The sequence below is a fragment of the Microvirga arsenatis genome, from assembly GCF_009910705.1.
Lineage (GTDB): Bacteria > Pseudomonadota > Alphaproteobacteria > Rhizobiales > Beijerinckiaceae > Microvirga > Microvirga arsenatis.
Genome location: NZ_JAAAXJ010000039.1, coordinates 1 through 9,400, shown reverse-complemented (window position 1 = coordinate 9,400; position 9,400 = coordinate 1). Strand labels below are relative to the sequence as shown.

The following is a 9,400-nucleotide window of genomic DNA, read 5'->3' as shown; positions in this document are numbered from 1 at the left end:
GCGTAAAACATTGGTAGTCTCGGTCATAGGCGTATCGCTCTTCTCGAAGAGGTTCTGGCAAGGCTTGTCACCCGCCTCGGTACGCCGCCTTTCTCAAACCGTCATCACCTAGATTCCGCCATAGCTCGGTGTCGATGTCACGAGGCTACAAGCTCCTCAATCATCAGAGGCAGATCTATTCGACTGATGAGCCCGGCACACTTGGCGGTTACCGTCCGGACCGGATCTATGGTCGTCTTGATTGTCCGAGCGCCTTGCGGCATCTGGCAGGCGGGACATACGCCAAGCACCGGGTCTTCTTCGCCGATGAACCGATGGCAATAGCTGCCGGATTTCGGCCGTGTGGTGTCTGTCTGAAGGACCGGTATGAACTATGGAAGTCAGATCCAAGCGCGTTGTTCACTGCTGTGGTCAAAGACGCGTAGGCGAGCTAACAGAATAACAAACGGGGGAAGATATGAGCTTCGACAGTTGGAGCGCATCGGATTGGGCGCGGAAGAGGGCAAGCTATGCGTACCCGCCGGCCCGCTTGATCAGGAGTGGATCCGGGTTGTCCAGCTTAGAAGTAGCACCAGGGCTCTGGTTCGCTGGTGATACTTCCCTCATCGGGAACAGGGACAACCAGACCTTAGAACGGTTCCATGAGAAGCTCCTATGGAGCGATGCTCCTGATGACCGGCTGCATGGCCTCCTCTCAATCGTGTACTGGGGCTATTACGCTTCCGCTGATCCCAAGCGCGCCTACAATCCTGGCCGTGCTTTGAAAAAGGTCGAGCACATCGTGGGAGGGCGTGTCGGACAACAAAAGCCCTCACTTGATATGATCGATGCCGCTCTCAGAACCGCACGTACAGCAGTCGAAGACGAGCGACTCGATGTCGCTTTGGCTGCGGTCATGGGCATTCAGAACATGGGAATGTCATTTGCGTCCAAGGTGCTGATGTTCTTCTCCCCAGCGTCCGCTGCAGTCTATGACAGCGTTATTGCGAAAAAAATCCACGCCCTCGCAACCACTAACGATACGTGGTGGCCGTTGTACGTAAATCCGTTAAGTCCGAACACGGCCAAGAAAGCTGCAGCATACAAGCAATGGTGCGGCTTCTGCGGAGAGAAAGCCGTAGCCCTCAACGCGTCCGGTACTGACTGGTCCGATCTAGGCATATCGGGACAAGCGTGGCGTGCCGTTGATGTGGAGCGCTCGCTCTTTGCAATGTGAGGGAGCCAAGTCTCATTGTAATGACCCAAGCAGGGGCCGCTTTGACTAGGGCAAAGCAGGAGGCAAGAGGCTTTTCCTGAGATTTTTTGCCAGAATCACTTTGGCTTGAATTCTTCAGATTCCCTTCCAAAGTTAATTGCGCAAAGCGATTTTACCACGTACCGACGAGACCGCGTACCATCTGAAGGCATCCAATGCCCACATATTTAAATAAGTTGTTTCCACCCCATGTGATCTGCGTCGGCGGAAATCCGGTGAAGACGGTCTACAACGTCCGCTGCTCAAACTGCCGCCTGACGAGGCCCTACGAGACGCGCCGAACTGTTTCTGACGAGCAGTTGATGCAGCAATTCGGCGATTGGGGCTGGGTGCTGGGCCGGCACGACCGAGAGCACGACCTGTGCCCTGCCTGCGTTGCGGCTCAGGGCGGGCAAACGCTTGAGCCGAAAAGGCTGGCCGTCGACGACATTGACAAGATTGCTCCATCCAAGTTGGCTGATCTCGTCTTCTCCAAGCCGCCCGCAGCTCAGTCGTCTCGCGCGAAAACAGCTAATTTGGAGAAGGAGCGGGTGTTCTCAAGGGTTCCTCAAAGAGCCCCACAGCGGATTGAGTCGCGACCGTCCGCACAGAAATTGTCTGTGCGGCCTCTGCGACCCGGCATGTCGGCGCTCGACACGGAGATCGAAGAGGCGAAGCGTCAGGCAACAGAGCAGAGGATCGTTGCTGATTTGGCCGTCATTAAGGAGGCAATTGAAGCCTTATCCGCCCAAATGTCCCAGCTGACGGCGCTCTATGAGAAGGTGCTCACGAGCGGTGGTGCTCAGACTGCTACACAGTCTACTATTGCGGCACAAACGACGGTGATAGCTACGGGATCGGCGGTCGCTGCGCCTGGAACCCAGCCACCAAAGAGGAGAGGGCGCCCGCCGAAGATGCGACCTATAGAAGTGGCTCAGCTCCAGCCAGCACCAGCGCAGACTAACGCAGCAATCTCTGAGATGGAGGACCCGGAGAGCGGTTCCGCGACTCTGATCTCCACTGCGGAAATGCCACGCCGTCGTGGTCGCCCGCCGAAGCGGGTGATTGCGGACAAGGCGAATATTTTACAGGAGATTTCACCTCCGGCCGAGGCATCTCTGCCCGTCAAGCCTGCAGCGGTACCTCTGGCGACAGGAGAAGAAAATGCTGTAGCTCCTCGGCGACGCCGTGGTCGTCCGCCGAAAAACCAAGTTCTGATGGAGCAGCCTGAGTTGCCGGCGATCCAGGATAGGTTCGGAAAAGGTGCGACAGGGAAAGGAGACGAGAATGCAGTCTTCGAGGCGTCAGTAAAAGGCCGAGTGCCTGATGCCATTCCCGCTGCTCGTCCTCGGGGGCGTCCCCCGAAGCGCCGTGTGCTGGAGGAAACGTCTGGTGTCGCTGCGACCATCGCTCGCGCTGAACCACTCGGTCCGGTTCCTACACCTGCATCTCCTGTAGAGGAGACTATCGTCGCTCACCGGCGCCGCGGCCGGCCGCCGAAGAGTCGCTCTTTGGCCGACAAGGCTGTGCCGTCCCCAGCCCAGAAAGAGGCAAGAGGTGCTCCACGGCAGGGCGTAGAGCAAGAGACCTCTATGTCTTCGGGAGTAAGCCCTGAGGCTGTTCCGCCCCGCCGCCCGCGGGGCCGTCCACGCAAAGTACCAGTCGCAGAACCTTCCTTTGAGCCGGTAACGTCGCGTGCGTCCGCTATAACCCCGACCCCGGCCAGAAGGACGAGGCCTCGGATACCGCCAAAATCCGCTTAGTCTGTTGCACCTAGCACACGGCCTGCCCCCTTGGAACAAGACACGCCTTCGGTCCAGCGTCCGACGGGGCGGCGTCAACGCGGGCTCAACGATTAAACAGATCACGACAAGGTCAATCATCTAAGCCAGACAAGCAGTTTAGACTTCTCGATGCTGCGCCGTTAATCATCTGCTCTTAGAGACTGAACCACCATCGAGGCTTGGAATATGAAGCAACAGGGGCTCACATAGCCTTAGAGCTCTATGGTTGGCGATTAAACTTTTTGGCCTGGTACTGTCTGCCATGGAATCGATAAAGCGAAACCAAAGGATCGGTCCCAACTCTTTTTGTTGAATGGCTCTGGCCTGCACTGGCTGAAGAGGATGAAGCGGGATTTTCGAGGGCAGGAAGTTCGACGGATCGTTATCCTGCTGCATGCGCGCTGGTGCTGCACTTACAAGCTGAGCCTGCCTGACCTCGAAAACGTGATGATGGAGCGGGGCATCTCAATGGATCACGGGACTCTTCGCAGATGGTCTGCTCACCAATCGCCCAAATGGCTGGAGCGCTTTGATCGTCGTAAGCGGTCTATCAGTCGCAAGCGGCACATCGACGAGAGCTAAATTAAAATCTGTGGCGAGTGGATGAATTGGTACCGCGCTATCAACACCCATAGTGACACGGGCGAGTTCTAGTTCATCGAACGTTGAGAGCTGCTGGCCGCTACGTACTTTTTGAATACAGAACTGAGCGGCATGGTGATCTTGAGCGCGTTGTAATTGACGGTAGCGAAACTAATCACGACGCAATCCTGTCTTGCAATACAATACACCGACTGCGGGATTGATTAAAGCGCAAGCTGAAGACGAGCCGGATCCACCAAAGCCGAAACCAAAACAACGGGATCAAGCAGGACCATTGTGCCGTAAAACGTTGGGTTCAACCAATGCGTTGCTTCAAGGCATTGGATCGTGCTCGCACCGTGCTGACCGGAATAGATATCGTTTACTTGATGTGACAACAGCAAGCAAAGTATTTCAGCAATCCGAAGGCTTCATTGGCCGACCAGTTCAACATCCTGGCTGCCGAGTGCCCTACGGGTGGGATAGCACTTCTTCTAGCCCAAAACGCAAGGTCGCGGCACAGCCCCCGTGCCGGAAGGCTTGTGGACGTCATCCTATGAGGAGCCCGACGCAATGAGCGGATTGGGGGAGGGGGAGAGAGCGTTGGGTGAAAGGAGGAACGACGAAAATCCCGAAAAGTGAGCAGCGCGACAACGCGACAACTGAGAGGTCGGCCCCAAGCCGAGTCCAGACCAAGGAGAGGAGGTGAGAACAATCCTGAAGAAGACGAGTAGCCGCGCAGGCGTCCACGATCAGGCTCTGCTGCGTCCGCCCCGCCGGACTTTGCGGTGGGTGGAACTCAACCGAATGCCGCTGATGCGGTTCCCGGGCCAGCGTTGAGGCGCTGAGCCAGCCGTTTGAAACATTCCCGAAACCAGAATGGGAAACCCCTGTTCCGCATGGGCCGGGCCAGCCCTTGCCCGCCCTGCGACAACCTATCGTTCATCCGCTGCCCAGCAAGAAATGCCTTCGCAGCTTTTGTTTTACCCGCTTCCTACGCGGCACTGCATTGTTAGAAGAGGTTAATGTGACTTCGTATAAGACCTTCAGCTTCGGCGAGATCGTTCGATTGGCGACCACCTTCGCCCTTACCCTGCCTCGTGAGGGGTATGTCATCACCCCAGGTTGGGAGGAGCGCCTGCACGACATCGTAGATGGTATCACGGCGCGATATGCTTCTAGTTCCGGCTCCACTTCGGATAAGCCCAAGCCTAAAGAAAGCCGCTATCCCGGTGTGTGGCGCGATGTCATCATCTCCATGGAGGACGGCCGCGCCTATCGGCAGCTTTACGATCACCTCCGCGATCTGGGCCTCACCCCTCACGAGTACCGCCAGAAGTGGGATCTGCCGGATGATTATCCGATGATGTCGGAAGACGAGAAGGAGCGGCGCGGCCTTCTCTCCCGGCAGTCCTCCTGTCAGCGCCGCTTCCGCGGTCGCCCGCGCAAGCGCCGGGACTAGGAACTTCCCATGGCGAATAGACCCTGGGCTCTGTTGTGAGTCCAGGGATCTGCCTCTCGCCTTGGTGCTCCCAACAGCTGCAACAGCGGCCATAACCTGAGATATCCGCGCGGAGCACGAGCGTCCACGCTTAAGCTGATGAAGGCGGATCGGGGACGTTAGGCCGCATGGGCCTCTCGCATGAAGACCAGGGGTTCTTCAACCGGCTCGGTAGGCGAAAGCTAGCATCCAGATTTCGTTGATTTAGTTGGCAGGGGGAGCGCTGACCGTCTGTTGGCAGCATTTCAGAACTGCGGGATCGCCGTGTTTAGCCCAGTGTCCGGGCTCCAGAGCCGGGGTCGGGCTGGTTGGAGGCACATCGTCATGTTCCTATCCCGGCAAAGGTGGGCACCCGCGAGGACACCCAGGCCCTCGTCGAGGCTCTCAAGGACTATGAGGACGAGAACGGCGAATACTCGGCCGCCCGCCTGCTCATGGAGGACTTCCATCAGTTCGGCTATGTCGGCTCCGAGGTGCGGGCCACCGTGCTGAAGGGCCTGCTCGGCTCGCTCCCGGCCGAGCTCTCCGCCAAGATCGAGCGGATCGTCGAGGAGGCGGTCGCCGCCGGCGTCACGCTCTCCATCGATTCCGGCGATGACGATTGGCAGAACCGCGGCCCTCACATCGCCATCTGACTCGAGTTCGAGGGCGAGGTCAGCCTGCACTGGACGGCAGGCCACGCCGCCCGGGCCTTCGGGGACCTCGGCTACACCTCGGAAGACCCATCCTGGTTCTTCCTCCAGGTGTCGGCCGCCGACCTCAAGAAGGCCGCCGAGCTCCACCTCGCGGTGATGCCCGACCGCGACACGGAGGCGCTCCTCGCCGTGGCGAACTTCGCCCTCGCCAAGGGCGGTCCCGAGGCGATGATCTCGGTCGCCTGACCACGACCCGCCAGGGACAGGATCTCAACCCTGTCCCTTTTTTGATGATGCGGATGAACAATCCACGCTCCCGGAAAGGCCGGGCCGTCCACGCGCATTTTTTCGCAGTGACGGGAGAAATCGCGTCGGCCATACCATCGCGCACATTGCGGAAATTCCGTTCTCAAAATCCCAAAAAGGATCGCTGATGACATCGCCCCTCCCTGTCAGCCAGAAATCCCCTCTGACAAAGAAGACCCTCGAGTCCTCGATCTCGGGTCACAAGCACGAAATGCGGCTTGCGGCCCAGGCGCTCAGGGAGAGCATCGACAATGCCTTCGCTCGTGCGGGCATGACGATGGAGGCTATGGTCCGGGCGATCGGCCTGTCCGAGGACGTCAGCCAGCCGTTCCTCATGATCACCTTCGGGGACGACAACGATCCCACCGTCGAATTCGAGAATGTCGACGCTGCCCTGATCAACGGCCAGGTCCGGCTGTTCGACAGCCAGAGCGGCCTGCCCGTCGGCGTCTTCGACCCCAACGCGGATGCCTATCTCGTTCCGCTGTTCCGGTCGACCAACCACCTCGGCCTCATCCGGCTCGAGGCCTTCGGCCGGGCGCTCGCCACAAACCAGGTGGACGAGGCCGCCAAGGTGCGCATGCTCGGCCTCCTGACCGAAGCCACCTACGAGGTGCTCAAGATGTTCGAGCGCGCCGCCTAAAAAATTGGACGACGCTCGAAGAAACGAAGGGCAGGGGGCTTCACACCCACCTGCCCTTTCTTTTTGGCGTCCGGGCCAAATCCCGGACCTCTCACTCGATGAGCAGGCGAGGAGCATCAGGGGACAACAAATCCTCTTCGGGAAGACCCATCTCACGCATGAGCCGGGTCTTTTCCTCCTCGGAACGATCCGACAGGCGGATCAGTTCCCGGCTAATGATGTTGCCTGCCGATTCCGTCAGGTCATCGGTAACCATCGGGATCTTCACGGTAAAGCCGTAATCAACGATCGAAACCTTCTTCATCGCATCGTACAGGTGCTCCGGATACATCCAGCGCGGGAAGCCGTCATACATCCGGTACCGACAAATGAACCTTGGTTCCTTGATGCCGCGCCAGTGGAGCAGGTCACGAGGCGAGAAGCCCTCGAACCACTCCATGGCGTCCGTGATCTGATAGTACAGATCCTGGACCTGGCTGCTCATCACACTGAGACGATTGATTTCATCGCTCGTGAACAGCGCCAACGCATGCTCAAGCGGCATCTCGCCCTTCTTCACGCGATGAGCATAAAGCTCAACGTCGATCAGACGCTGCTGGATGTGCGGCCAGACCTCACGCCGGCGCTGCTCCAGCCACATATCTTCAGCGAAGACATCACGGTGGTCATTGAGCAGCGCGCTCGGCCGAAGGCGAGAGCGCCCGAAATATTCCATCAGGTAATCATCGATCTTCAGCCTGATGCTGGCGTCAATCCAGGCCTTCGCTTCCTCCTCCGTCAGGTCGGAGAACCGCCGGAACTGGAACGGCGGCGCCTGCAGGTCGGCCGAGAGCTTGAGCCCGAACATCGGGAACATCTCCAGCATCCACGGCTTCGCCTTGCTGCGATCCACCGGATCGGAGAAGTCATAGTCATGGCAGGCGATATCGCCCTTGCCACGCTCATAATAGACCAGCTCGTGATAGCTCTCGATGAACCCATTGAACACGATCCGCTCGACTTCCGTGACCGGGCCCGGCTCGAAAGGAACCGCGCCCGCCTCGAGCCGAAGCTCCCCCTTCGGCAGAACCTGGCCGTCAAGAACGCCAGGTGTCACCTTCGGGCCCATGAGCAGCTTCTCGAATTCCGTCTCCGGCTCCTTCGTCACAACGGAGACTGAAGCCTCCTCAGACGAGGAAGCCTCACCCGCGGATGAGAGATCAAGCATCTCGCGGGCGGCCTCCGCAGCATAGAAATCCGCATCGGGATCCTCGACCGTCATCACGACAGTCTCGATTGCCGCCGAACCGGCAACGGTCGACGGCGGCAGCTCGCGGCCGACCTCAGGCGAAACCTGCGGCAAAGGCATGCGGGCAGGGGACGCGGTCACCGGTGACACGGTGCCGGAGGCTTCGCGCTTCACTTTACGGGGAGCACGACGGTGCAGCCCCTTGGCTGCACGCTCTTTACCCGCCGCAGTCCTTGCCCGAGACGGACGAGGAGGCGGAGGATTCTCTGCGGAATACTTCCGCGGACGGCCGCGGCCGCGTCGCTCCGGGTTCGCCGAAGCCGCATAAGTGGCGCCGCCCTCCGAGACCTCAAAGGTCAGCTTCGTATATGGAGTGAAGCCCTGCGCTAGAAGAGCGTCGCCCCGATCACGGTCATACGTCCCATCAGGCGTGGCGAAATCGATGGCTTCGATCTCGCTATCGATCGCTTCCTCACAGGCTTTCTCCCGAAGGTATGCCGCATAGGCTTTGGCGGCCCGTGCTGAAGCAGCCTCCTTTGCCTTTGCAAGCCGAACCTTCCGGGCGTGGGGGCGCTCTTCCGTTCCATAAAAATAAGGCTCTTTCAGAGGCATTTTTTAGAAATCCGCGTACCGCCCCGACACTGGGCTTCGAATTAAAAGAGATTGTAAGGCACCGAAAATCGGCGGTCAATTTTTCACCCTTATTTCGGGCTCTCCGGGGCAGCCGGCGATCCCCAAGGCAGGTGAATATGTGGGTGCGCCGATTTTTTCACCCTAAGAATTCCATCTGGCCGAGGCCACGGCTTAGGCTGAATAAATCAGAGGGCTCTCGTTTTCACCTCCGTCCCAGCCTCCGGGGCATCTCGATCCCGCCAGTTCCGGCTAAGGCTGCGAAAATACCAACAGCTATTTTTTCACCCTAAAGTGCCGTGCCCCAGCCGATCTAAGGCCGGATAAATCAGGGCACTTCTTTTTTCACCCTTATTTACACCGCCAGGCCGAACCGTCGTCCGGCGTCTAAGGCTGGGAAAATGCGAAGGTCGTTGTTTTCACCTGCGAGCCTGGGCCGGTCTCAGCTCCTAAGGCTCTTAGGCGGTGAAAATACCAAGGGATCTGTATTCACCTGCCTTGGGTGCTTTCCTTGCAACACAAGCACTTAAGCCGCGCTTAGGCATGGAAATTCCTCCAGCGCGTCTGTTGCCGCTCTTAGAGCCGCACCGTCTTAGGCGTGGTAAATCATCAATGATTTTTTCAGCCTAAGCGGGGATCCGAACCGATCGGGACCGGCACCCCCAGGGCCTTCTCGTCCACGGTTCGTTTACTGTAGGTGGGCGTTATATCGGCTGTTCAACCTGTGGTGGTTCCATTTAGCTCTAGTCCCTAACAGGATCCTCAACTGTAGCAGTGATTTAGCTGTCGTGGACATGTCAAGAACGACAGCAGGATGTGAGTGCCTACGGCATGCTCGCCGTCAAGAACGGGCCTTC

Annotated in this window: 6 protein-coding genes and 1 pseudogene; 6 read left to right on the top strand and 1 reads right to left on the bottom strand. The window is 58.6% G+C overall.

Annotation, left to right across the window (positions count from 1 at the left end; all coding sequences use genetic code 11):
* Positions 1–550: 550 nt before the first annotated feature.
* The 6 genes and pseudogenes from GR303_RS23755 (at position 551) to GR303_RS23730 (ending at position 6,685) form a co-directional block, all read left to right on the top strand.
* Positions 551–1,216, top strand: a complete 666-nt coding sequence (locus GR303_RS23755; protein ID WP_161726870.1) for an 8-oxoguanine DNA glycosylase OGG fold protein — start codon at positions 551–553, stop codon at positions 1,214–1,216.
* Positions 1,217–3,360: 2,144 nt separating this feature from the next.
* Positions 3,361–4,064: pseudogene (locus GR303_RS23750) on the top strand (DDE-type integrase/transposase/recombinase); the annotation flags it as partial.
* A gap of 563 nt (positions 4,065–4,627) precedes the next feature.
* Positions 4,628–5,062: a MucR family transcriptional regulator gene (locus GR303_RS23745; protein ID WP_343038509.1), complete on the top strand. Its 435-nt coding sequence runs from the start codon at positions 4,628–4,630 to the stop codon at positions 5,060–5,062.
* Positions 5,063–5,445: 383 nt separating this feature from the next.
* The gene (locus GR303_RS23740) at positions 5,446–5,736 is read left to right on the top strand and encodes a hypothetical protein (protein WP_161726872.1); all 291 of its coding nucleotides are present in this window, start codon (positions 5,446–5,448) and stop codon (positions 5,734–5,736) included.
* Positions 5,737–5,844: 108 nt separating this feature from the next.
* Positions 5,845–5,982 (top strand): hypothetical protein, encoded by a 138-nt coding sequence (locus tag GR303_RS23735; protein WP_161726874.1) that lies wholly within the window; start codon positions 5,845–5,847, stop codon positions 5,980–5,982.
* 187 nt (positions 5,983–6,169) lie between these two features.
* Positions 6,170–6,685, top strand: a complete 516-nt coding sequence (locus tag GR303_RS23730) for a hypothetical protein (RefSeq protein ID WP_161726876.1) — start codon at positions 6,170–6,172, stop codon at positions 6,683–6,685.
* Positions 6,686–6,776: 91 nt separating this feature from the next.
* Here the strand turns inward: GR303_RS23730 and GR303_RS23725 are convergent, their stop codons facing one another.
* Positions 6,777–8,525 (bottom strand): hypothetical protein, encoded by a 1,749-nt coding sequence (locus GR303_RS23725; protein WP_161726878.1) that lies wholly within the window; start codon positions 8,523–8,525, stop codon positions 6,777–6,779.
* Positions 8,526–9,400 lie beyond the last annotated feature (875 nt).

Bases quoted from the DNA above. Each gene is read 5' to 3' on its own strand.
- GR303_RS23730 (WP_161726876.1), top strand. From the start codon at position 6,170: ATGACATCGCCCCTCCCTGTCAGCCAGAAATCCCCTCTGACAAAGAAG.
- GR303_RS23725 (WP_161726878.1), bottom strand. From the start codon at position 8,525: ATGCCTCTGAAAGAGCCTTATTTTTATGGAACGGAAGAGCGCCCCCAC.